Consider the following 22,954-nt stretch of genomic DNA (forward strand, 5'->3'; position numbering starts at 1 on the left):
AAATAACCAAAATATCAGGACTTACCCTTACTCAAGCCATACCATCTGTGTAAAGGCTCCGTTGGCTGCCTCATCCCACACTTCCACGCGTACCCATTTCCGGTTGGCAAGCGATAAAGGGAAGCTGAACTTCTTCTTGCCAAAGGCTTCCGTATTGGAGAGATCGATATGTTCACGATAGGTTTTGTTACCGTCGCCCGATACGATATCCAGGTAACGAAGCGGGAAGGTCCAGTTAACCTCGATGGATACTTCGTCTTTTCCCTGGCGCAAGGTGGCCGTTTCGCCCGCCCGTTTGCCATTCACCGTAAAGGCAGGTAACAGTATCTCGCCGGTAGTAACGAAATATTTTCCCTGCTGCATGGCATCCAACACTGGTTGCCAGCCATCCTTGAAGGTAGGTATCTTATCCAGCTGCAGGTAGTTTACATTAAGGTGTGCATACACTTCAAAATGAGGTTCAATCTTGAAAAGGTCGGCTTCTGCGATCACGTGTTTGCGATGCCCCCAGTTGGCCATATCATCCATCAGGTCGAGGATACGGCGATTGCCGAGGAAGGGCTGCGAAAGATCGGCGGGCATGGCCTTCCAGGCTGCGCCGAAAAAGCGATCGGATTTGAAGAAGGTTTCATCTTTGTATTTATCGGGGTAGCCGGTAGAACCCTTAGTGCGCGCATGGGCGGTCCAGGCCAAGCCGTTCTCCTGTTGCAAAAGTTTCAGCATTTCTTCTTTGTCGGCAATACGGTACACTTTACCATACGTAGGATCCTGCTGCTCGAATGGCTCTTCGGGCTTGCGCGACATGATCCAGTAAACCGGTCTGGGAAAAAAGTTCATCCAATGCCCACCCAGGAAATTGTTAGGCTCTTCGCCGGGCAACAGGAGAAAACTGGTATCTGACAGGCGCTCACACTCTTCGAAGAGGGTATGTAGTTCGTGCAACCGATCGGCCGCGGGCCCCTTGGGGTGTCCAGGTCCATGAAACTCGCCGAGGTGCACAATGTCTACCCCCGTTTGCTTGAATACTTTTACAAAATTGGGCGTTTCGGGAATGGGTTTGTTACCCAACACATCCTGTACATGCTCTATGTGAAAGTGGCTGCTCATGGTTTTGTACCCAGCCATTTCAGGATACTGATCATTATGGGTGAATCGTTTTACAGCAGTTAATGCATAGCCGGCATCTTTTGTACTGAGCAGACAAAAGAAATTGAGTCGCTGCTGCGTACCCGGTGGTGCATTGAACCAGGGTACAAAGCGGCGATCGCCCTGTAGATCCTGCCGGATACCGATACCAAACCCTTCGATCATGTTACGATAACCGCTGCCATGCCAGGTAAACTTCAGGTTGAAGGCTTCATCGAGCGGATAGAAGTATTGATGGGGTGCAGGAAACAATGCCAGGTTGCCTTGTTTTCCGGTTCCAATGATGGTTCTGTATTTTACTTCCTGGTTTTTAGCTGGTGCAGTAGCTACTGGCACGATGGTGCGCAAATTGTTGTCTACATCCGACCAGTTTACTTTATTCCACAATTGCTTTTTGGAAACGAGTCCGCCATCATACAGGATCGCCGTTGAATCGACCGGTGTAGACATTACTGCCGCCACATTGAACAAAGGACTTCCTTTATACAGGGTGATCTCGATGTTTCCGGTAAAAGTGGAAGCCTTTACCTGGCCAATGATGATCTGCGTTCTCCCTTCGTGGCTGATGATCCGCGCATCGCGTTTTTCAAATACTACAGGATATGATTCGTATGGCTTGGTGGGTACCCGGTCAAAGAAAATATTCCATCCATTCTGGGAAACGAGGTCGCGCTTGCCGATGGTCAGTATAAAGGCAGGATCGAGTCCGGCGGCTATTTCACGCCAGGCGCCCTGACTGCTAAGCTGAATACTTTGGAACAGGGGTTGCTGCTGGTCGAGGCTGAGCTGCATTTTTGCTTTTTCTGTACCGCCCGCCGGCCATTGAATATCCAACACATTATTGCGGGTGGTAACGACCGTTCCACTGCTCTTTTGCAGTCCGGATAGGTCTACAGGCAGCTGAGCCTGGGAAATACCAACAGTAAATAGCAAGACGATAAGGGTAAATTTCTTCATATAGCTGCGCTTACAGGTGCGGGAATGAAGATAATTCATTCATGTCAACTGAACAATCATAATATACGACAGCTTTGGTGGACTTTACCTATGTCTCTTCATCGTAGAATATCTTGTAATACTTCTTGCCCGTCATTTCATCCACTCCGCGCTCGATGAGATCGCGGCGGCCATGGATGTAAATATGGAAGTTGCGGTCGAGCTTGAGTACGGTTTTGAAAACCTTTTGCTGCTTTTTAACGGCTGAGAGGTGGATATCGAACTCGTCTTCTATTTCAAAATTCTTTGCACTTTCAAAATTCTTCTTGTACTCCATAAAGGTGTCTACCACCTCGGGGTGGTGGATCACCTCTTCAGCAAACTCCTGCAGGTTGAATTGTTCTTTGGTCTTAAAGTAATCCATCGAACGGTTCAGCATGTCGATCTGATCACTTTTACTGACATCGAACTTTTCTGCATATTCATTCGTCACAAAACTTTTGCACAGGCTTAGATACTTATCGGTATGGTGGTAGCTATCTGCATAGGGAGTTACCTGGAGGAAGTCGGTGACCCAATACTGCGTATCGTTTTGCTTATTGGTGCTGTCGACCACGCAAACTTTGTAGCCATCTATGGTATTGGTGTTGAAAATAAGGCAGCCCTTATCGAGCTTATTGATATTGATGCCTTCTTCGTGGATCACTTCCCAGCTTTTGCCGTGTTGAAATACTTTAAGGAATGTTTCCTTGGTTTCGGATTTAAAGATTCCAACGGCACGAACGTGTTCTTTTTCGAATAACACCCGGTCAAAAAGCACCACATACAGCTCCCCTTCCTTTACCTTGGCATGGGTCGATTTGCTGTACAGGAACTGCGCCAGCAGAGCAGCCTGGGGTACGAAGGTGGTGGTATCATCAAAGATGGTCCTTACATAATTATAGACCTCATTCAATTCGATATCGCTGAGGTGCGTAAAATGAAAAAGCTCATTTTCATTGAAGGCGCCGAGAAAGTATTTGGTGAGCAGCTTCTGTACAATCTCATCATTCAGGGTAAGCGGGTTCTCCGACAGCTTTAATTCTTCGCCCCTGGAGGGATTACCCACTTTATGCACCATCACTTTTTGAAGCGCTACATCATCAAGTCCAGTCATTGTCCGTTTTTTTCAGGCGGCGAAGATAAGGGGTAGGCAGGTTTTATCGGGGGTGATTTATACACCTTCGCGGCCTTTGAGCACCTGCACAGTAACCAGCAGCTGGCCGGTATGCCGCATGGTGTGCTCGGCGGCATGGAAAAGCAGACCCAATACGGTCGATGGCACTTGCTTGCGCCCCACTCCCCTTGTTTCCGTAAGGGTGGACGAATCCGTTTGTTGGAGGCGTTCGATGGCTTGCGAAATAGCTGCATCAAGCCGTTCGAGCAATTGATCAGGACTATGGCCCTCGCCAGGCTTGCCTTCTCCAGCAAGGTATTGCAGCTGCTGATCGGTGAGCAGGTTGCCGGCGGCATACGTGAAAAGCCTGTCGAGTACACCGGCCATATGCTGCAGGTGAAAACCCGGAGAAGCGACACCTTCCGGCTGCTGCCACAGCAACGATGCCGGGAAATCGAGCAACATGGCATGTATTTCTTCCTGAGCCTGCAGGAGCGCGTGGGCAACTGGCTGCAGTAGAGCAGGCACGTCGCGCAGCGGGCCACGCAGCCAAACTTCGGGCAATGGTGTGGGTGCTGTCATAGTGAAGGCAATTTACAAAATATCGAAAGGCATACCTGTTGCAGCCAATCCCGTAGCTTTTTAGCGGTAAGATCAACCATTGCAAATGGCAACTGAGACGTGCTTTTAAGCCCTTCGGTGTAAAAAAATACCGGTTCTTCTGCTATTCCCTACCGTTTGTCCCAATTTAATGCGGAAGGGGCCCGTTTGCGGCAAAAAGGACCGACATTTAGGCCAACCCAATACCAAAACAGACAGCTTTGTGATGTGGAATAAATGCCTCCTGACCGTATTATCTATTTTGACCTGTGCTTTACTCTGCGCCCAGTCCGCCCGCCTAAGAATTTCCGGTTCCGTTACTGATAGTCTGGGTCAGCAACTTCCCGCTGTTACCGCCCTATTACTGAAGGCTTCGGATTCTTCTACCGTTAAATTGACGAGCACCGACAATACCGGTCAATTTGCTTTTGAAGACATGCTGCCCGGCCAATACCTGCTGTCGTTCTCTGCTACCGGCTTTGTACAACGATGGGTTCTATTACCTGCTTTGACAGCTTCGCACACCACTGCTCCCATACAATTAACGAGAAGTGCCACCTTGCTATCGGGTGTAACCGTCGTAGCGCGCAAACCACTCATTGAACTGAGGCCCGATAAAACGGTCGTTAATGTGGATGCCGCGGTAACCAATGTGGGCGCCACCGCGCTGGAAGTGCTGGAAAAATCGCCGGGCGTTACAGTAGATCGAAATGGCACCATCAGCTTGAAAGGCAAAGCCAATGTCCTGATCCTGATGGATGGTAAACAAACCTTTTTACCGGCTGCCGACCTGGCCAGTTACCTCAATGGGTTGAGTGCCTCTCAACTGGAGCAGATCGAGATCATGACCAATCCTTCTGCCAAATACGATGCAGCCGGCAGCACCGGCATCATCAACATCAAAACGAAGAAGAACAAAGTAAAAGGATTCAACGGTACGCTCAACCTTGCCTACGGCCAGGGCACCTACTACAAGAGCAACAACAGTCTTTTATTGAACTTTCGCGATGGCAATTTCAACCTTTACCTGAATTACAGCACCAATATTAATAAGAGCTTTACCGATATCTATGCTTACCGCTGGTATTACAAAGCCGACAACAGCACCGTTACCAATCGCTTTGAACAGCCCACCTCCATTGTAAGCCCGGTAGTGGCTCAGAATTTCAAAACAGGTATCGACTATTACCTCGGTAAAAAAACTACCCTGGGTGCGTCGGTTGCCGGATTGGGTTCGCGCAGAAAAACGTTCGGGAATAGCTATGGAGAGTGGATCAACAATAACGACCATGCCGACTCGCTCATCGTTACCGCCAGCGACAACAAAAGCAATTGGAATAACCTGGGATTGAATTTCAATGCGCGCCATACATTTTCGGCAGGTAAAGAACTAAGCGCCGACTTCGACTATCTCGCCTATGATATTGAGAACTATCAGTTTTATCAAAATACCCTGACTGGCAATAATAATTATGTAGATGGGCTGCGGGGTGATCTGCCTTCTACCTTACACATCTATTCCGGTAAAGCCGATTATGCCCAGTCAATCGGGAAACATGCCAAAGTGGAAACGGGTTGGAAATCCTCGTATGTGAAAACGGATAACCTGGCCCGGTATGAGACCTTCAACAACAATACCTGGAAGCCGGACTATGACAAAACCAACCATTTTCTGTATGCAGAAACGATCCATGCACTATATGGTAACTCGCAATTCGAAACCGGCAAATGGAGCCTGCAGGGCGGGCTTCGCTTTGAACATACGGCCTACGACGCCGATCAGCTTGGCAACCCTACCAGAAAAGATTCTTCGTTCTCCCGTCAATACAGCAGCTTGTTTCCGACCGGTTTTGCCAGCTATCAGGCCGACAGTTCCCATAGCTTCAGCCTGAGTGCCGGCAGAAGGATCGACAGGCCTGCCTTCCAAAAATTAAACCCCTTTGTATTCGTAATTAATAAATACACGTACCAAACGGGCAACCCCTATTTCCGTCCGCAATTCACCTGGAACTTCGAGTTCAGCCACATGTATAAGCAACAGTTGATGACAACACTCTCCTACAGTGTTACCAAAGACTATTTCTCCCAGATCTTTTATTCAGACTCCAATAACCTGATCATTTATACCGAGGGCAACCTGGGCAGGATGGTGAACATTGGCCTATCGGTAAGTTCACAGCTGTCACCGGCTTCCTGGTGGTCTGTTACCATGCAGGCCAACCTGAACCACAAAAAGATCGAAGGCGTGGTGGTGAACCCAATCAGGTCTTCCATCACACAGCTGTACTTCAACGTCAATAACCAATTCAAGTTCATAAAAGGCTGGAGTGCAGAGTTATCGGGATACTATATTACAAAAGCACAAAATGACCTGCAGGAAGTACTGGACCCGGCCGGGCAATTGGCAGCAGGTATCTCCAAACAACTATTCAAGAACAAGGCCACCGTTAAGCTGAGTGTCCGCGACATCTTCTACACGCAAATAATGGCAGGCTGGACGGATTTCCAGCAATCCAGGGAATACTTCAAGCTTACGCGCGATTCGCGTGTCGCCACTGTTGCATTTACCTGGCGATTCGGGAAGCCCTTGAAAAGCAATGGACGTAAAGCAGGCAGCGCTTCCGACGAGATCAAAGAACGGGTAGGTCAAAACTGATCAATGAGGCCAATGGTGCGACCATGTGCAGCCGCCTCGTCACTATATTTAAACAGACAGGTATGTATACCGACATCGCTTGCCAGCGCCAGTGTTTTACGGGTATGTGCTTCCTGATCTGCGTTTATATTACGAATATAGATCGCGAATATTTTTTCCGGGTGTTTGGCGGCGATGGTCGTATAAATATCCGGATCATGCTGGGAGTTATCGCCGATCAGCACAAACTGTTGCCTGGGAAATACTTCAATTATGCGGACAATACGGAGGATCTTTCCAGCATGTTTGGTTTTGCCGGTTTGAAATAACTGAAACCATCGCTTTACCTGGTTCAATAAAAATATTCCCTTTGGCAATTTATTGAATACAAAAAACTCCTGCAGATAATCGAACAGGTTCCATTCACTGCTCGATACATAGAAAAATGGATTGGGGGTCGCTTCAGCGGTATGCGCATAGGCCAGTTGCCGGTACCAGTCTGCCACTTTTTCAAACTGCTGGCGGGTATGCGGGTTGCGTGTCAATAATTCCTTTAATCTTCTGAATTTAGTGGCCGAATACGACACCATAACGGTATCATCGATATCGGAAATGAATACGTACTGAGTTGAGTGGGGAACATAGATCATTCCATCGCCACTTGCTGCTGACCGGCCATTTTCATCAATGTATTCAACGGTTACGGGATGCCACCCAGCCGATACCTCCTGCGCCGACTGCCACTCAAATTTAAAGAAGCCATCATCCTCAGACCGGGTTTCCATTACCTGCCCGCGCCAGTGAAGCCGCAGGTTGGCCCGGGGCACTGGTTGCACGAAAAAAAGTTTGAGCAAATGGATGATGTTGACCAGCAAGCGGTTGGTGAATTGATGTTGCACAGCCGGCCGGCTGCCAAACACGTGGCCAAAGACCACCAGGTTGTGCGTGTGGCCATATCCATCGTATACTTTAACGTTTATCTGCCCCATGCAAGAACATTTACTGCCGGCTCCTGATAGTTGTGGTAACATATTTGCATAACTGCTGGTATGGAGGCACCCCGTATCATAAAACTACTATTTATTGTAAATCATCGATCCGGCACCAATTCGGTCAACTGGCGCTCGGTGATCGGGCAATTTTACAGGGATCTGTTACATACGGCGGAAGTATTTGAACTCCCCGACCATTGCCAACCTGCAGAGATCAAACAAAAAATTGATGCCAGTGGTGCCAACAGGATTGTTGCTGTAGGAGGTGATGGGACAGTAAAACTAGTGGCCGATGTATTGGCCGGTACAGGCATTCCCATGGGCATAGTGCCTGCAGGATCGGCCAATGGAATGGCCCGTGAGCTTGGAATTCCTACTGAAACAACTGCCGCGCTGGAAGTAGCGACCGAGGGCCTGGTGACGCGGATCGACGCTATCCGCATAAATGGGGAGTTATGCATCCATTTGTCCGATATCGGCTTCAACGCTTTTGTGATCAAAACCTTCGAATCGATGAACCGCCGGGGCATGTGGGGATATATCAAAGCTGCCTGGTATGTGCTGTGGCGCAACCGCAAAATGCAGGTAAAAATTGAAACAGATAACCAGTTCGTAAAACGGGCGGCTTCCATGATAGTTCTGGCCAATGCAAGCCGCTATGGTACAGGAGCGGTGATAAACCCTGAAGGCAAATTGAATGACGGCTTTTTTGAGATCGTGGTACTCCGCAAAATTGCTATTGGGGAGCTCTTCAAAATGATGGTATCTCACAAACCTTACGATCCTTCCAAAACTGAGCTGTTCAAGACCAGATCAGTAACTGTGCAATCACGCCATAAAACCCATTTCCAGGTGGATGGGGAATACCTTGGAAAAGTAAACGCCGTTGAAGCAGCCATAGAGCCTCATGCGTTGAGCATTATTGTTCCGGTAGAAAACAACTAGCCATCAATCGGCTTGCAAACAAGTATCCCTCAACATCTTCATGTAGGTAAATCCCTTATTTCGGGCAAATTCTATATTACTGGCGGGTATACTATCCGGATCGGGATATTTCCTGAGCGCTGCTTCAATGCTTGCTTCACGCAGCAAATGCAGCATAGGATATACTGAACGGTTGGTAAAATTGGCGGCATCATCGGCCGGAGCGCCTGAAAAACGATACTGTGGATGAAAACTGGCCACCTGGTAGGTTCCTACATAACCCTTCCTCTTAAGGAGATGCTCTGCCATCCCAACAAGATCGAGATACTGATAGAAATCCTGGAAGGTATCCGGGAATATGATGAGAATGGTTTCAACGTCGGGCCGATCGTCGAGCCGTTTACATTCCTGCTGCAACACGGAAAGTGCCGTTTCTACAGTAGGGCTCCATTCAACCTGGTAATGAATGCTATCACGTTTTACTTCACGGGCGGCAAATGGGCAGAAATTGCAGGCAATGACCACTTCCTTGATCCACTTACGCGTTTGTCCGATAACCTGTTCGGTAGTTGATTCCATCGCCGCAAAGGTATCGTAAAATAGTTTTCCACTGCTGGTGCTCATCAGCATCCGCCCCATCCTAATATCCAGTAAATGAGCGCGAAAACGATGATGGTACCCAGGCAGCCACCTCCCCACTTATAGGCTCCATAACCGGCAATGAGTCCTCGTAGCCAATCTCTCATGGTATGTTGATTTAGGAAGGACCGATTAAAAAACCATGCCACCTGTCAACTGTCCACTACTCACCTATCAGCTTCAATATGGCTTCATTGGAAATGGAATAATCCGTAAGCAGATTGGCCGGCGTATAGAACAGCAAGCCGGCGAATTGAGGGTTGTACCCGGGCAGTTGGTTCAGATCAACGGTTGGCCGTTTGTAGCGTATGTAGTCAACTTCCAGCTTCAGGTCGGCAGGAATATCCAGCACCGTTTCATTGAATACCCTGGGATCGCCTTTCACGGAAGGTGGTACCGCATTCCAGCAGCTATAAGCATTTATGCCTACCTGCAGTGGACCCATCATTACCGGTCGGTAAAACCGCTCGAGAATTTGCCAGGGTTGACCATCGTATCGCGCCAGCAGAATAAATGCCGCTTCAAGACGTATGATACGCAGCTCCACCCAACCAGTTTTGGCTGGTCGCAGCTTAAGGTTGGATAGGCTATTGCTGGTGGTCTTCACTTCAAATACAGGCAGGTTGGTTTGTTCGGCAACACCAGTAGTAATAAATAACCAATTCTCCTGTCGCGGTTGCCAGGTTTCGCGGTTGGTAGGTTTGGGCTGTCGCACCATCAACCCAGCAAGCGACCAATCGATGGTAGGATGCTCTTCCTGGAGGCCGCTCACCTTTATCCGTGTCCTTACGTCGAAGTTTCCGGAGAGGGTTTTAAAGAGAAAAGGCGCCTGATAATCCGCATACCAGCCCGAGGCTCGGGGTTCGAGGAGCAATTTCCCGTCTGCAATTTGCAGCGCTTGTATCTTGTCTGGAAAACCCTCCGCTTCATGAAACTTCTTCCATTGGGTTAGCGTAGCCGGGTCGCTGAATTCATCGGACAATTGACTGATATCGGATTGCGCGGCTGCCCGTAACGTGCAACAGGCGAAGAACAGGAAACTCCATTTTTTCATCATCAGCTGGTATTGATTGGTGGGAAGATAGGCTGCCATTGCCAACCGGATGGGCTTCACCCGACCAATGCCAAAATAGTCCGTTGAAATGCGATTGAAATAATCTGCCGGTATTGTTGGGCATTGAGACTACAGGAGCTGTAGTGTGCGGCAGGTAGTGGTGAAGGCGCCAGGCAAAAGGACTCAGCCAGTTGAAACTTAAGGAAATGTAAAATTGTGGTCTTTAACGCTTTGCTATGACGGAGGCAATTAGCTTTAAGCAAAATCCATCCGTATGCGTCAACTTATACTTATTCTATGTGTGCTATCGTTCTTTTCCTGCCGTTCTATACATGAACCGCTCTATTCAAAGCCTTCCCACAATAACAGAACGTATACCGTTCAATACCTGTTCGAACATGATGGATGCAAGGTGTACCGGTTCTATGATCAGGGAAATTATGTTTATTTCACGAATTGCAATGGACAGGCGATCGCCCGTACTGACAGTACTACTACGACCAATACCACCCGCCTTGCGAAAGATCTTCCAGTGAGGATTGATCAACAGGTTGCAGGCCAACAGAAACACCCTTAATTCAAATCAAAAACACACCAGGAATGCCTGGTGCGTTTTCAATGCTTTCTGTAATCATTAAAGCTCGCTTCCAGGGTACAGGAAGTTCGTACTTAATCCGGCAGCAAATGTATAAGGCAAACGGAACAAGTGTTTCTGAAAGCAGGAAATAACGGTTACGAGATCGGTAAACTTAAAGGGCAGTGTAGCAGGCAACAAGGCAGCAGGCAAATTGAGTCGGTTTGTTGCCGCGAGTAATCCCAGGCTCCTTACGGCCGAAACTGCGGATCAACAGCTTGCAGATAGCGAATGACCGAACGCTCATAAATCTCCTTAGCTCCCTCCTGAATATTCAACCCATCGAATGCACTATACATGCTGTCGAAGGCGAGCGGCGATACCCGCTCATCGATGATCCGTACATCTTTAGCAGGCAACGGGATATAGTTCGGAAAACTGTACATAAAACTCACCTGCTTTCGATCACGGCTAACAAAAAGACTGTCGCCGGTAAGGACCGTTCCGTCGTAGCCGTGGTGTGGTGCATGCAACACTACACTGCCGGGGAAATGGCCCGGTGTATGCACAAGTTTTAAATCATCCCAAAGGGGCTGCTGCAGGCCGCCCCACAATTGAATATGGTCCCGCTTGTCCATGATCCATTCCTGGTCTGCCTCATGGAGGTACACCGGACAATCGAAGATACGGGCCCAAACGGCCATAAGGCTATAGTAATGGGGATGCGAGATGGCAATACCTTTTAAACCACCCTTTGCCCGGATAAAAGCCACTGTTGTTTCGTCTATCAGCGGAAGGCAATCCCACAAAATATTACCGCTGGCCGATTGTACCAGGAAAGCCCTTTGCCCGATGGAAAAAGCAGGCACCAACCGAAGATCATAAAGCCGGGGCGCCCTTTCGGTGATCCGTATATTGTGCTGAGCCGCTATGGCTTCATAATTTGTCCAGTGCTGTCCGCTTTCCAGCACATATTGACGCTCGTCTTCGCAAATAGGACAAATATCCCCAGGTTTTCTTTCATTTGCATAGCGGGTACCGCAGGTAGAGCAGATATTATTAACGTGCTGCTGATCGATGATCCATGACATAGACAATTGTTTACTGTTACCATTTAACTCAACCACAACTGGTCGGGAAAGTATTTTCCGTCGCCAGCAATGAGGAACGCCAAATATTCAATGTACGTAGCGGTGTATTGTTCCTTAATTTTACTCACCTCATCAGTCAACCTATGCGTAGTTTCCTCATCTCAATAGTCTTGCTTTCGGGGGCCTTTTTTGCAGACGCCCAGCAGAGAGCCCGCGACTATGGTATCCGCCCGGGTGTTATGACGCCCGGTAAATGGAATGCTATCACGGATGTGCCTGGCGTCAGAGTAGGTCACACCACGCTGGTCAAAGGCGATTCTATACGGACAGGCGTCACCGCCATCCTGCCCTACGAAGGTAATATCTTCCAACAAAAAGTACCGGCTGCGATCTATACCGGTAACGGATTTGGCAAGCTTGCGGGTACTACCCAGGTACAGGAACTTGGTAACCTGGAAACGCCCGTCATACTGACCAATACCTTGGGTGTAGCTACTGGCATGAATGCACTGATCGACTATACCCTGCGTCAAAAGGGCAATGAAAATGTGCAATCCGTGAATGGCGTGGTGGGCGAAACGAACGACGGATGGCTGAATGATATCCGCGGGCAGCACGTGTCTAAACAGGATGTGCTGGACGCCATCGGGAAGGCAGATACAGGCGCCGTAAAGGAAGGCTGCGTTGGTGCTGGAACGGGCACTGTATGCTTCGGTTTTAAGGGAGGGATCGGCACGTCCTCCAGAAAGCTGCCAGCCAGTCTCGGAGGCTATACCGTGGGGGTACTGGTGCAAACCAATTTCGGCGGCGTATTGGAGATAGATGGGGTGCCGGTAGGCAAGGAACTGGGGAAATTCAGTTTCAGTGATCAATTGCTGAATAACGTAGATGGTTCCTGCATGATCGTAGTGGCAACAGACGCCCCGATCGATGCACGTAATTTACAACGGCTGGCCAAGAGAGCTTTCATGGGCCTCGCTCAAACAGGCGGTATCGCCTCCAACGGGAGCGGCGACTATGTCATTGCATTTTCCACAGCAGCGGGTAACCGGGTTCCTCACAATAGTACGGCGCCCGTGCAAACCCTCAGTTTCCTGCACAACGATGCCATGTCGCCCCTGTTTATGGGCGCCATAGAAGCTACGGAAGAAGCCATCATCAACAGTTTACTGATGGCTACCAGCACCAAGGGCTATCGCGGTCATTCGGTGGAAGCCTTGCCTGCTGATAAACTCATAGCCCTTTTCAAAAAATTCAATCGCCTTTAACTCCAGTTAAGATGTACGCAATTGTCAATAAAGAATTATTACCAGCCACCGAAGCTACTTTACGTGTAAATGACCTTGCCATTCAGCGCGGTTATGGCATATTTGATTTCTTTAAAGCGATCAACCACCAGCCACTTTTTCTCGATGATCATCTTGATCGTCTTTATCAATCGGCTTCCATCTTACAATTACCGGTTCCTTATTCCAGGGAAGAGCTGAAAGAATTGTTTGACCGGCTGATGGCCAAAAACCAATTGGCCGATTCCGGCATTCGCGTTACCCTTACAGGCGGTTATGCAGAAGACGGCTATACGATTGCCACACCGAACCTCGTCATCACCCAGCAGACCTTGCCGGTCAATACCGGCCTGCACAACACCGGCATACGTCTGGTTACCTATCCCCATCAACGCCAGCTACCTGCCGCCAAGAGTATCGATTACCTGATGGCCGTATGGCTTCAATCGTTTGTGAAGGCACAGCAAGCACAAGATGTTCTATATCACCAGGACAATAGGGTGTCTGAGTGCCCTCGCTCCAACTTCTTCATCGTAACAAAGGACGATGAGCTTGTTACCCCCAGCCATAATATCTTACATGGCGTAATCCGCAAGCAGGTATTGCAACTGGCACGTGCGCGCTACAAAGTAGCCGAAAAAGCCATATCACTGGAGGATATATACAAAGCCAAAGAAGCTTTTATTACCAGCACCACCAAGAACATATTGCCGGTTGTACAGGTAGATGATCAGTTGATCGGTAACGGTAGCCCCGGTGCTATCACATCCAGCCTGGGCGCCGAACTGCTGCAATTGATTGCCCTTCTAACCCATAAATAAAGCAGTTACCGTAGCCAGAGACGGAGTAGCTGCTTAACCACCAGATATCTTTCCCGGCTGTAAGTATATTGATCCACAAACTCCTATGTCCTTAAAGGCCCCTCCCCGGCAAAGCCTTAACATATCTTTCATAAAATAGTACGCTTAAAATTTGGATTCGCCGTATACCGATCGGTATATTTGCATCATGAAGTTCACGCCACGATCTGAAGAGACGCGCCAGTTCATTATAGAAACAACCGCTGGCATATTTAATACCAAAGGGTACGCAGGCACTTCATTAACCGATCTTACCGAGGCTACCAAACTCACCAAAGGGAGTATTTACGGCAATTTTGAGAACAAAGAAGAAGTGGCGCTGGCCGTTTTCGATTATACGATCGCCTGCCGCGACAAGATCGTGGAGCAAGCGCTGGAAAAGGCGAAGACCAACAAGGAAAAGTTGCTGGCCTATATCGGCACCTTCAACAGCGCCAACAACAAGGCTTTCATCACAGGCGGCTGCCCCATTTTAAATGCTGGTACGGAATCGGATGACACCTTCGAGGCTTTGCGCAGGAAAGTACACAAGGTCATCACGGATTGCAGAAAAGAATTGGAAGGCATTATCACAACAGGTATTGCAGCCAAAGAATTCAGGAAAGATGTAAACGCAGAAAAGACCGCCTTGACGTTGATGGCCCTGGTAGAAGGCGGGATACTGCTGGGAAGAACCACCAATAAACCAGCGTACCTGGATTCAGTGCTCGAGTCGGCCAAAGAGATGATACAATCGATATCGCAGGAGTAATCTCCTTTTTTTTGAACTATCATATACCGAACGGTATATATCTTAATACACAAACTATACAAATTCATTTACGATGAAACTCAGTAACAACACAGTATTGATCACCGGCGGTAGTGCTGGTATTGGTTTAGCCATTGCAAAACAACTTACAGAAGCCGGTAATCATGTTATTATCACCGGCCGCAATGCGGAAAGGTTAGAAAAGGCGCTCGCTCAATTGAAGAACGCTACCGGTATTGTTTCGGATGTATCGAAAGAAGCGGATGTCGTGAAGCTGGTAGAGCAATTGAAAAAGGATCATCCTCAACTGAACGCAGTGATCAACAACGCAGGCCGCGCGATCCTGTATAGCCTGTCCGAATCGAATGTAGATGCTTACAGCAAAGCAGCTGATGAACTGCACACGAATTATCTTTCAGTGATCCGGCTGAATGAACTGTTGCTCCCCCTCCTGAAACAACAAGCAGCAGCAGCGATCGTGAATGTTTCTTCTATCGTGGCATTTGCACCTTCTCAAAGGCTTTCTTCCTATGGCGCCAGCAAGGCAGCACTCCATTCCTATTCCCAATCCCTGCGTTTGGCACTGAAAAACACCAATATCAAAGTATTTGAACTGATGCCTCCATTGGTTGACACCGAGTTCTCAGAACCTATTGGCGGTAGCAGGGGCATTCCGGCTTCGGCAGTAGCCGATGCGCTGTTCACAGCTTTCAAAAATGATGAATATGAAATCCATGTAGGCGGTACAGCCGACTTCTATAAGTTGTATTTATCCTCCCCTCAACAAGCACTCGAGGTGATGAACGCCGAATTACCATAAATAAAGGCCCGGTACAACCGGGCTTTTTTTCTGCAGGAGCCAGGCCGATATTTTCTTTCCGGAAACACTTATATTTAAGGATGAGAACACTCATCCTTTTTTTGCTTGCGTTTGGTGCAGCCCGGTCGGTTGCACAGCCATTGAAAGTAGCTGTAGCCGGAATATCACATGGCCACTCCACCTGGATACTTGGTTATAAGAACAAGGCCGACATTCAGGTTACCGGAGTTTGGGAGAAGGATACGGCCCTCGCCAACAAGGCCGCTAAGCGTTACGGTCTGCCAGCCGGTATCTTTTATACGGATCTCGGCAAAATGCTCGATGTGGTAAAGCCGGAAGCTGTCGTCGCTTTTGGTTCCATCTACGATCACTTGCAGGTGGTTGAAGCCTGCGCGCCACGTGGCATACATGTAATGGTTGAAAAGCCGCTGGCCGTAAGTGTTGCGCATGCACGCAAAATGGATTCACTGGCCCGTAAATACAATATTCACCTGCTTACCAATTACGAGACCAGTTGGTATCCCTCGGTGGCAAAAACCTTTCAGCTCGCCTTAGATAGTAATTATACCGGCCGCATACGAAAAGCGGTGATCCATGATGGGCACCAGGGGCCTAAAGAGATTGGTTGCAGTCCGGAATTCCTGGCCTGGCTTACCGACCCCGTCCTGAATGGAGCGGGCGCACTGGTCGACTTTGGCTGTTACGGTGCCAACCTCATGACGCACCTCATGAATGGGCAACAGCCGTTTGCCGTAACCGCTGTTACCCGCCAATATAAACCCCAGCTTTACCCCAAAGTAGACGATGATGCCACCATCATTGTGGATTATCCGGAGGCGAATTGCATCATCCAGGCGTCCTGGAACTGGCCCTACAACAGAAAGGACATGGAGGTGTACGGAGACAAAGGATATATTTTCGCGCCCGATAGCAAGTCGCTGGTATTGCGGCAAGGCAATACTGTTACCCAGCGGCAGGTCACCAGCCAGGATGTTCCCGTTTATGAGGATCCCTTCAGGTACCTCGCCGATGTAGTGCACGGTAAAATTCAGGTTAAACCGGAAGGTCTCTATGCCTTACCCAATAACCTCACGGTAGTAAAGATCCTCGAAGCGGCAAAAGAATCCGCCAGGACCGGTAAGAAGGTTGTACTTCGCTAAGGCCAGCTTCTTGTAAGGCAGCAGGTAACAGTCAGTTCGTACCTGGCGTTAATGACAGGATACTGAAACCTGCACTCAACTATACATGCTACTGGTCCCTTTTCAACTTGAATGCCGGCGCTAATGCTTACTTTTGGCCTCCGGGGCAAAAGCCCTTTTCCCGACATGGACTTATTATCAGTATCCGGCATCTCCAAAAAAGACGAACGAGGATTTGAACTGAAAGCAATCAGTTTCACGCAACAGAAGTTTCAAAAGATTGCCATTGCCGGCGAAACCGGTTCGGGCAAAAGCACTTTATTAAAGATCATCGCCGGACTGGCAGAGCAAAATGCGGGCGTAGTAATGTTCGAGGGGAAAAAGATCATCGGACCTGCCGATAAACTGATCCCCGGCCATCCCGGCATTGTATACCTTTCCCAACACTTCGAACTGCCCAATAACCTGCGGGTAGAGCAGGTGCTGGAATATGCCAACCTGTTATCGGATGAAGCCGCGGCTACCCTGTACGAAATATGCCAGATAGATCATCTGCTAAAAAGAAGGACCAATCAATTATCGGGTGGCGAAAAGCAGCGCATCGCGCTGGCCAAACTACTCATCACCTCACCGAAGCTATTGTTGCTGGATGAACCATTTTCCAATACGGACATGGTACATAAGAAGCTCTTGAAATCAGTGATCCGTGATATCGGCGCCAAACTCAAGATTACCTGTATCATGGTATCCCATGATCCCATGGACTCCCTTTCCTGGGCTGATAGTATTATTGTAATAAGGGATGGCGCGCTGATACAGCAGGGCACCCCAAAGGAAGTGTACCGGCAGCCTGCTTCTGAATACATAGCTGGGCTGTTCGGCAATTTCACCCTTGCAACGCACACAACACTCAAAGCCCTGCAGGAAGAAACCGCAGCTGGCAATGCCTCCCAAAAGCTACTCGTTCGTCCGGAAGATATTATTGTTTCCACGTCAGCAGGTGAAGGCGCTGAAGCCATGGTGAAAGAAGTGCTCTACTACGGCGGCTTTTGCGATGTGGAAGTGACGTTGGGTAAAAATAAACTGATTGCCAGGGCTACTAACCTCAGCCTCGCAAAAGGAGATACAGTCTACCTACGATTGAACCAATCGGAACATTGGTACCTATAATAGCACAGACAAAGGGCGCCTCTTAGGAGACGCCCCAAAAAAGTGTGTAACCTTTGGGGGCACATCATGCTGAGCCGCCCCCTGCGTTAGTTTCTTAGTTGCCATTTATCTTTTTCACGAGTTGCTTTACTTCTGCCAGCAACAGCGGAAAACCAGGTTCTGCCATGCCGCCGTGATCGTATCCATCAAGTTCATACAGCCTGGTGGCTTTGTGTCCCGCCAATTGCATCATCCGGTTCAGGTAGGCATTTTCTTCATAGCGCCCCAGCATTTCCTTTTCACGATCGCCGGTAATGAGCAGCATCGGCGGCGCATCGGCGGCGCATCGGCCCGCACATGAAAGAGTGGCGCGTACTGGTCGATAACAGGTTGCACATCTTTAATTCCACGCTCCTGCCTTACCGTAAAATGCGTGATCACCTGCCCGCTGAAAGGAATTATACCAGCTATACTGTTGGCGTCGATATTGTATTTGGCAAGGTATTTCTTATCAAGCGTGATCATCATGTCGAGATAACCACCAGCCGAATGCCCCGATAGGAAGATCAGCCTGGTGCTACCTCCATATTTTTCAATGTTCCTGAACACCCAGGCCGTTGCCGCCGCAGCATCCTCGATATAGGCAGGGGCCTTTACCTTGGGCGAAAAACGGTATTCGACCGTTACGATCGCGTAGCCCTTGTCCATTAAGGCTTTGGGAATCGATTTACTGCCGCCGGTAAGTCCTCCTCCGTGAAACCATACGATCGTGGCGAAATTGCTCACGCCTTTAGGATAATAGATATCCAACTTGCACTGGCTGGCAATGTATGCATCCTTGCGGCCCGCTGAATCGCCATAATAAGCAATATCCTTCTCCGTAATATACTGCTGTTGTGCCTGTGTGCAGGTTGCAATAAGGATCAAAAAAACAATAGAAAGTCTCTTCATAAGTATTTATTTGTACAAATCGCCTTTCAGGTATTTAAGTCCGGAATCTACAATGATCGTTACGATCTTCTTGCCTGGTCCAAGTATTCTCGCCTGCTGTATGGCGGCCCATACATTGGCCCCGGAAGTGATGCCACCGAAGATACCCTCCAGCTTTGCCAGTTTACGAGCGGTCTCAAAAGCGTCTTCATCTGTAACCGGTATCACGTCGTCAATAAGGTCGGTGCGCGTGATGGCGGTAACGGTACCCGTTCCAATACCCTCCAGCCGGTGCGCTCCCTTGCTGTTTCCATCAGACAGGGCCCGTACATTCATCGGCTCAAGCGCCACACATTTGATGGATGGGATAGCTTGTTTGAACGCTTCGGCGTTACCGGAAAAACTACCACCGGTGCCCACTCCTGTTATAAACATATCGATATCCGTGCCCAGGTCATTAATGATCTCTTTTGCCATCTGGTGATAAGCACTCCGGTTGTCGATATTGTTGAACTGGTCGGTCCAAAAGGTATTGGGCAGTTTACGCAGCTCCAGCACGCGGGCCCGCATCCAGTCGAACAGGGGCGCTGTGATCTTACCGTTTTCACTGGGCACTATTTCCAGATGAGCACCAAACGCGCGGATTGTCTGCAACTTTTCCTCAGAGAACGCATCAGAAGAAACAAAATGTGCTTTATATCCTTTTTGAGCACACACCATGGCGAGAGAACTGCCGGTGCTTCCTCCTGTAAATTCGACAACCGTTCCTCCGGGATTCAGTTCTCCTCGGCGCTCGGCGCCTTCGATCATCGACAGGGCCATCCGGTCTTTCATACTACCCGTTGGGTTAGCCCCTTCATATTTTACATAAATATCTGCACTGCCGGGTTCAGCCAGCCGTTCCAGTTTAATTAGTGGTGTGTTACCGATTGCTTGCATGGCTATTGCTGTTTTAATCACACAAAAAAAGGGTGTATCAACCTTGATACACCCTTCAATAATAATCAATTTTATTAGAAACTGATCCGGCAACCGATCTGCACCTGGTAGGGATCGCCCGAAGGCGTTACCACACCAGCTGTATTCACCGTATAGTTGAAGCGCTTATTGGCTTTATCAAATTTAGCACCATAGAGGGCTTGTGTGCCCAGGTTTTTGTAGGCGCCTTCCCCCTTTTTGAGGAAGTTGGCAAAGTTGAAGATATCTGCAGAGAATTCAACTGCCAGTGGCTTCGTTTTGGAAAGGGATATCCTCTTGCTCACCCGCACGTCAAACACGCCGTAGAAGCCATTGATACCACCATTGCGCTCAGCAAACGTACCTGAATATTTATTGATATAATCCTTGATGCTTTGGCTGGCGGCGGGATTATCGAGAATAGCCTGCAAACCTTTCTTAACATCGGCAGCAGTTTCCCCGCCTTTGGTATCAAAAATATACGCCAGGTCGTTGGTGGTTACGAAGTCCGAATTGCTGTTCACACCAGAGAGCAGGCTGTACCTGGTGCCACCAATACCAGAATAACGTACACCCACATTAAAACCCCAGATCGTGGGAGAGGTAGCATAGAATACTACTTTATGACGGAACTGATTGTCGGAGTAAGTTACCGTACTGAGATCGCGTGGATCATCTTTTACCGGCAACGACAGTGTTGACGTGTTGGCCACATTACCGTTGTAGGAAATATTGTCTTTTGCATCATTCCAGGTATAGCTCACTGATACTTCCCCGTCTTTATAATAGTTCCAGTTGGCATCTACCACCACAGCAAACTGATTTACCTTACCGTCGCTGTTCAGTTCCAGGACACGACCCAGCTTTTTACTGATACGGCCATTCAACCAATCACCATTTCCGCTGGCAGGCATCGAGTCGAGTGGGATGTATACTCCACGGTTACCCTCTCCGGCAATTCTGAAGAATGGGTCTTTCACCATATTCCGGTCTACGTAATCATAGTTGTTGCGCCCCAACGTCATATAACCGGTAACACCCACTTTCAGGCGTTCGGTGATGAAACGGGAGTAAGAGATATTCGCTTTGTATACCACTGGTACTTTCACATCAGGTCCATTCGTATTGATCGTAGGGATCTGGAATGCAGCCACCGTAGGGGCAGAAGCGGGATTATTGCGATAGCCTACAAAGTCAGCTACAGGCATATTGGGATTTCTAACGTCAACCGTTCCATAATGTTTGCCATCAAAAGTAAGGTTATTGATGACCATGTAGTTGTTGAGGTCAGAAGCAAAAACACCGGCGCCCAGACGGATATAGTCGGTATGTTTTTCATTTACATCCCAGGTCAACTGGAAGCGGGGCTGCACGACGAAGGAAGCCAGTTTATTGTCTGTACGCAGGCCGAGTTCATCATATACCAGTTTGTTAAAGGGCGATGTTGGGTAATGCGCATAATCTAACCGAAGACCAAGCGTAACATCCATTCCTTTCGCCAGTTTGGTCTGCATCTGCCCATAGGCCCCGATATTGTAGATATTCGACACAACACTGGGATCTGTCATTAAAGGCACTTCGCGGAAATAGCGATAGGGTTTGTTGGCCAGGAAGTTCTGGATACTGTCGTAATGGAAACGACCATTTACTTCACTGCCATACAAAGAGCGGCCACGCGTGTACATGAAGTCTACACCAAATGTATACCGTACTGCATTGGTATTGTAATACAGGTTGTTCACCAGTTGAAATACATTGTTCCGGAACCACTCCTGTGCAAAGCGGTGGCCACCGATCTGGACATTGGTGGTGCGGTTGGCACCGTTGATATTAGACAGCACACGCTCTACCACTGCCCGTGGAATATTGGCATCCGGCAAAGCATCGCCAGGTTCACTGCTTTGAGACGTGTACAGGTGTTGCACTTTCAACTCGTTGGTCAGTTTGGAGTTGATGGCCGAACGCAGCGTTGCCAGGAAGCTGTTGTCGAAATTAAAATCATTACCAGCCGATTCATACAAATTGATCGCGGTGTTGTCGACCAGACCAAGTTTGTTCACATCGTTGGTGAGGTTATTGCGGATCGTCAGCAGGTTTTTGGGATTGATCTGCCAGTCGAGGCGCAGGAAAGCGGCATCGGAACTACGCTTCTTATCAAAAGAACCGTATTGGGGTTGTGTCTTCGAAACGCCGTATTTATCACGCCCAATCTTAACCACAGAGTCGAGCATCAATTTGGTGATATTGAAACGGGTTTCGTCTGCCGGGGTTTGTACATCGGCAATCACGAGCGAACGCAGGTCCTGCTGGTGATCCCAGGCAAGGAAAAAGTGCACTTTATCTTTAATGATGGGTCCACCGAGTGTGAAGCCATACTGATAGGTCGAGTAGTTGTTGCTTCTTTTATTTCCCCGGATATCATAGGGGCTGGCAAGCCAGTCGGCCCGGCCATAACCAAATACAGAGCCGGTAAGCGTATTGGTGCCCGATTTGGTAACCGCGCTCACGGTACCGCCGCCGGCGCGACCGTAAGTAACATCATATTGGTTGGTAACGACCTTGAACTCACGCACCGCCTCTATCGAAATGCTGTAAGGTGCACCGCTGCGACTCGTGGTAGCGCCCGCCGAGGTAGGGTTTTTGGCATTCATACCGTCGATGGTATAATTGGTACCGGAGCCCAACTGCCCCGACAGGTTGCCGCCGCGACTAAGGGGCGACAGGTCGGTGAGGCTGGAGAAGTTACGGCCATTGATCGGCATTCGGGTCATTAACCGGGCAGAAATGGCTGTGGCAGCCCCCAGGTTTTCCACTTTGCCTTTGGAACGGTTAGTAGCGGCAGTAACCGTTACAGCCGCGATCTCCTGGGCTGCGTTCTTCAGGTCAAAGTTAACAGTCACCACATCACCCTGGCTGAGGTTGAAGACCGGCTTTTTTTGCACCCCAAAGCCCACAGAACTAACCTGTACAAAGTAAGGACCGCCAAGTGGAAGTTCTTTAAATACATAGTCACCTTTGGCATTGGTTATCGACGTAGAGGTAAAACCAGTTGATTCGTTCCTGACGGTTACGCTGGCGTTGGCCACCGGTTTGTTTTCCGCATCGGTTACTTTTCCAATGAAGGAGGCCTGGGTGGTTTGAGCGTAGCTGATAAAGGAAGAAGAAATTAGGACAAATAGAAATGTAAATAGAATGAGTAGTCGTTTTGGCATTTTCCCAAATTTTGGCGCCAAAAGTAGACTTGTAGTATTTCCGGAATGTTAAATCCGGACCTGCCTGAATTAACAATTTGTTACATAATGGTACCCAACCCCC

21 protein-coding genes are annotated in these 22,954 nt (G+C 48.8%); 9 read left to right on the forward strand and 12 right to left on the reverse strand.

What is annotated here, in order from left to right; translation table 11 throughout:
• Window positions 1-27: 27 nt before the first annotated feature.
• From P2H89_RS31120 to P2H89_RS31130, 3 genes are all read right to left on the reverse strand, one after another.
• Window positions 28-2,103 (reverse strand): hypothetical protein, encoded by a 2,076-nt coding sequence (locus P2H89_RS31120; RefSeq protein WP_275834615.1) that lies wholly within the window; start codon window positions 2,101-2,103, stop codon window positions 28-30.
• Window positions 2,104-2,191: 88 nt separating this feature from the next.
• Window positions 2,192-3,238, reverse strand: coding sequence for a nucleoid-associated protein (locus P2H89_RS31125; RefSeq protein ID WP_275834617.1), 1,047 nt, complete (start codon window positions 3,236-3,238; stop codon window positions 2,192-2,194).
• Between the two features lie 57 nt (window positions 3,239-3,295).
• Complete coding sequence (locus tag P2H89_RS31130) at window positions 3,296-3,820, reverse strand: DinB family protein (protein WP_275834619.1); 525 nt, start codon at window positions 3,818-3,820, stop codon at window positions 3,296-3,298.
• Window positions 3,821-4,064: 244 nt separating this feature from the next.
• Between P2H89_RS31130 and P2H89_RS31135 the strand changes: the two genes are divergently transcribed.
• Complete coding sequence (locus P2H89_RS31135) at window positions 4,065-6,494, forward strand: outer membrane beta-barrel protein (protein ID WP_275835052.1); 2,430 nt, start codon at window positions 4,065-4,067, stop codon at window positions 6,492-6,494.
• On the opposite strand, the gene P2H89_RS31140 is transcribed toward P2H89_RS31135, so the two are convergent.
• Window positions 6,485-7,462, reverse strand: coding sequence for a phosphatase domain-containing protein (locus P2H89_RS31140; protein WP_275834621.1), 978 nt, complete (start codon window positions 7,460-7,462; stop codon window positions 6,485-6,487). The genes P2H89_RS31135 and P2H89_RS31140 overlap by 10 nt on opposite strands.
• A gap of 60 nt (window positions 7,463-7,522) precedes the next feature.
• On the opposite strand from P2H89_RS31140, the gene P2H89_RS31145 reads away from it, so the two are divergent.
• On the forward strand, window positions 7,523-8,410 hold the full coding sequence (locus P2H89_RS31145) for a diacylglycerol kinase family protein (protein ID WP_275834623.1): 888 nt from the start codon (window positions 7,523-7,525) through the stop codon (window positions 8,408-8,410).
• A 3-nt stretch (window positions 8,411-8,413) separates the two neighbouring features.
• Here P2H89_RS31145 and P2H89_RS31150 read toward each other — a convergent pair whose 3' ends face one another.
• The 3 genes from P2H89_RS31150 to P2H89_RS31160 are packed head-to-tail and all read right to left on the reverse strand — an operon-like array spanning window position 8,414 to window position 10,121.
• On the reverse strand, window positions 8,414-8,968 hold the full coding sequence (locus P2H89_RS31150; protein ID WP_275834625.1) for a DUF1415 domain-containing protein: 555 nt from the start codon (window positions 8,966-8,968) through the stop codon (window positions 8,414-8,416).
• A gap of 44 nt (window positions 8,969-9,012) precedes the next feature.
• Window positions 9,013-9,135, reverse strand: a complete 123-nt coding sequence (locus P2H89_RS31155; protein WP_275834626.1) for a hypothetical protein — start codon at window positions 9,133-9,135, stop codon at window positions 9,013-9,015.
• A gap of 56 nt (window positions 9,136-9,191) precedes the next feature.
• Window positions 9,192-10,121 carry a hypothetical protein gene (locus P2H89_RS31160; protein ID WP_275834628.1) on the reverse strand — a complete coding sequence of 310 codons (930 nt, stop codon included), beginning with the start codon at window positions 10,119-10,121 and terminating at the stop codon, window positions 9,192-9,194.
• Between the two features lie 235 nt (window positions 10,122-10,356).
• Between P2H89_RS31160 and P2H89_RS31165 the strand changes: the two genes are divergently transcribed.
• Complete coding sequence (locus tag P2H89_RS31165; protein ID WP_275834630.1) at window positions 10,357-10,659, forward strand: DUF4884 domain-containing protein; 303 nt, start codon at window positions 10,357-10,359, stop codon at window positions 10,657-10,659.
• Between the two features lie 248 nt (window positions 10,660-10,907).
• Here the strand turns inward: P2H89_RS31165 and P2H89_RS31170 are convergent, their stop codons facing one another.
• Window positions 10,908-11,747: an MBL fold metallo-hydrolase gene (locus P2H89_RS31170; RefSeq protein WP_275834632.1), complete on the reverse strand. Its 840-nt coding sequence runs from the start codon at window positions 11,745-11,747 to the stop codon at window positions 10,908-10,910.
• A gap of 143 nt (window positions 11,748-11,890) precedes the next feature.
• On the opposite strand from P2H89_RS31170, the gene P2H89_RS31175 reads away from it, so the two are divergent.
• The 6 genes from P2H89_RS31175 (at window position 11,891) to P2H89_RS31200 (ending at window position 17,773) form a co-directional block, all read left to right on the forward strand.
• A complete protein-coding gene (locus P2H89_RS31175) occupies window positions 11,891-13,015 on the forward strand; it encodes a P1 family peptidase (protein ID WP_275834634.1) in 1,125 nt (374 codons plus the stop codon).
• A gap of 11 nt (window positions 13,016-13,026) precedes the next feature.
• Window positions 13,027-13,854 (forward strand): aminotransferase class IV, encoded by an 828-nt coding sequence (locus P2H89_RS31180; protein ID WP_275834636.1) that lies wholly within the window; start codon window positions 13,027-13,029, stop codon window positions 13,852-13,854.
• A 187-nt stretch (window positions 13,855-14,041) separates the two neighbouring features.
• Window positions 14,042-14,644, forward strand: coding sequence for a TetR/AcrR family transcriptional regulator (locus tag P2H89_RS31185; protein ID WP_275834638.1), 603 nt, complete (start codon window positions 14,042-14,044; stop codon window positions 14,642-14,644).
• A gap of 73 nt (window positions 14,645-14,717) precedes the next feature.
• Entirely contained in the window at window positions 14,718-15,464 is a 747-nt protein-coding gene (locus tag P2H89_RS31190) for an SDR family NAD(P)-dependent oxidoreductase (RefSeq protein ID WP_275834640.1), read from the forward strand.
• A gap of 80 nt (window positions 15,465-15,544) precedes the next feature.
• Window positions 15,545-16,624 (forward strand): Gfo/Idh/MocA family oxidoreductase, encoded by a 1,080-nt coding sequence (locus P2H89_RS31195; RefSeq protein ID WP_275834642.1) that lies wholly within the window; start codon window positions 15,545-15,547, stop codon window positions 16,622-16,624.
• A gap of 165 nt (window positions 16,625-16,789) precedes the next feature.
• The gene (locus tag P2H89_RS31200) at window positions 16,790-17,773 is read left to right on the forward strand and encodes an ABC transporter ATP-binding protein (RefSeq protein ID WP_275834644.1); all 984 of its coding nucleotides are present in this window, start codon (window positions 16,790-16,792) and stop codon (window positions 17,771-17,773) included.
• A gap of 94 nt (window positions 17,774-17,867) precedes the next feature.
• Here the strand turns inward: P2H89_RS31200 and P2H89_RS31205 are convergent, their stop codons facing one another.
• The 4 genes from P2H89_RS31205 to P2H89_RS31220 all read right to left on the reverse strand — a co-directional run bounded on the left by P2H89_RS31205 (window position 17,868) and on the right by P2H89_RS31220 (window position 22,851).
• Window positions 17,868-18,005, reverse strand: coding sequence for a hypothetical protein (locus tag P2H89_RS31205; RefSeq protein WP_275834646.1), 138 nt, complete (start codon window positions 18,003-18,005; stop codon window positions 17,868-17,870).
• Between the two features lie 5 nt (window positions 18,006-18,010).
• The gene (locus tag P2H89_RS31210; protein ID WP_275834648.1) at window positions 18,011-18,703 is read right to left on the reverse strand and encodes an alpha/beta hydrolase; all 693 of its coding nucleotides are present in this window, start codon (window positions 18,701-18,703) and stop codon (window positions 18,011-18,013) included.
• 6 nt (window positions 18,704-18,709) lie between these two features.
• Window positions 18,710-19,621, reverse strand: coding sequence for a cysteine synthase family protein (locus P2H89_RS31215; protein ID WP_275834650.1), 912 nt, complete (start codon window positions 19,619-19,621; stop codon window positions 18,710-18,712).
• A 74-nt stretch (window positions 19,622-19,695) separates the two neighbouring features.
• Window positions 19,696-22,851: a carboxypeptidase regulatory-like domain-containing protein gene (locus tag P2H89_RS31220; RefSeq protein ID WP_275834652.1), complete on the reverse strand. Its 3,156-nt coding sequence runs from the start codon at window positions 22,849-22,851 to the stop codon at window positions 19,696-19,698.
• Between the last annotated feature and the right edge of the window lie 103 nt (window positions 22,852-22,954).

Origin of the sequence: Paraflavitalea sp. CAU 1676 (genome assembly GCF_029223285.1) — a bacterium.
Lineage (GTDB): Bacteria > Bacteroidota > Bacteroidia > Chitinophagales > Chitinophagaceae > Paraflavitalea.

Coding starts and splice junctions, on each gene's coding strand:
- P2H89_RS31120 (WP_275834615.1), bottom strand. CDS start 2,103: ATGAAGAAATTTACCCTTATCGTCTTGCTATTTACTGTTGGTATTTCC.
- P2H89_RS31125 (WP_275834617.1), bottom strand. CDS start 3,238: ATGACTGGACTTGATGATGTAGCGCTTCAAAAAGTGATGGTGCATAAA.
- P2H89_RS31130 (WP_275834619.1), bottom strand. CDS start 3,820: ATGACAGCACCCACACCATTGCCCGAAGTTTGGCTGCGTGGCCCGCTG.
- P2H89_RS31135 (WP_275835052.1), top strand. CDS start 4,065: ATGTGGAATAAATGCCTCCTGACCGTATTATCTATTTTGACCTGTGCT.
- P2H89_RS31140 (WP_275834621.1), bottom strand. CDS start 7,462: ATGGGGCAGATAAACGTTAAAGTATACGATGGATATGGCCACACGCAC.
- P2H89_RS31145 (WP_275834623.1), top strand. CDS start 7,523: ATGGAGGCACCCCGTATCATAAAACTACTATTTATTGTAAATCATCGA.
- P2H89_RS31150 (WP_275834625.1), bottom strand. CDS start 8,968: ATGGAATCAACTACCGAACAGGTTATCGGACAAACGCGTAAGTGGATC.
- P2H89_RS31155 (WP_275834626.1), bottom strand. CDS start 9,135: ATGAGAGATTGGCTACGAGGACTCATTGCCGGTTATGGAGCCTATAAG.
- P2H89_RS31160 (WP_275834628.1), bottom strand. CDS start 10,121: ATGGCAGCCTATCTTCCCACCAATCAATACCAGCTGATGATGAAAAAA.
- P2H89_RS31165 (WP_275834630.1), top strand. CDS start 10,357: ATGCGTCAACTTATACTTATTCTATGTGTGCTATCGTTCTTTTCCTGC.
- P2H89_RS31170 (WP_275834632.1), bottom strand. CDS start 11,747: ATGTCATGGATCATCGATCAGCAGCACGTTAATAATATCTGCTCTACC.
- P2H89_RS31175 (WP_275834634.1), top strand. CDS start 11,891: ATGCGTAGTTTCCTCATCTCAATAGTCTTGCTTTCGGGGGCCTTTTTT.
- P2H89_RS31180 (WP_275834636.1), top strand. CDS start 13,027: ATGTACGCAATTGTCAATAAAGAATTATTACCAGCCACCGAAGCTACT.
- P2H89_RS31185 (WP_275834638.1), top strand. CDS start 14,042: ATGAAGTTCACGCCACGATCTGAAGAGACGCGCCAGTTCATTATAGAA.
- P2H89_RS31190 (WP_275834640.1), top strand. CDS start 14,718: ATGAAACTCAGTAACAACACAGTATTGATCACCGGCGGTAGTGCTGGT.
- P2H89_RS31195 (WP_275834642.1), top strand. CDS start 15,545: ATGAGAACACTCATCCTTTTTTTGCTTGCGTTTGGTGCAGCCCGGTCG.
- P2H89_RS31200 (WP_275834644.1), top strand. CDS start 16,790: ATGGACTTATTATCAGTATCCGGCATCTCCAAAAAAGACGAACGAGGA.
- P2H89_RS31205 (WP_275834646.1), bottom strand. CDS start 18,005: ATGATGCAATTGGCGGGACACAAAGCCACCAGGCTGTATGAACTTGAT.
- P2H89_RS31210 (WP_275834648.1), bottom strand. CDS start 18,703: ATGAAGAGACTTTCTATTGTTTTTTTGATCCTTATTGCAACCTGCACA.
- P2H89_RS31215 (WP_275834650.1), bottom strand. CDS start 19,621: ATGCAAGCAATCGGTAACACACCACTAATTAAACTGGAACGGCTGGCT.
- P2H89_RS31220 (WP_275834652.1), bottom strand. CDS start 22,851: ATGCCAAAACGACTACTCATTCTATTTACATTTCTATTTGTCCTAATT.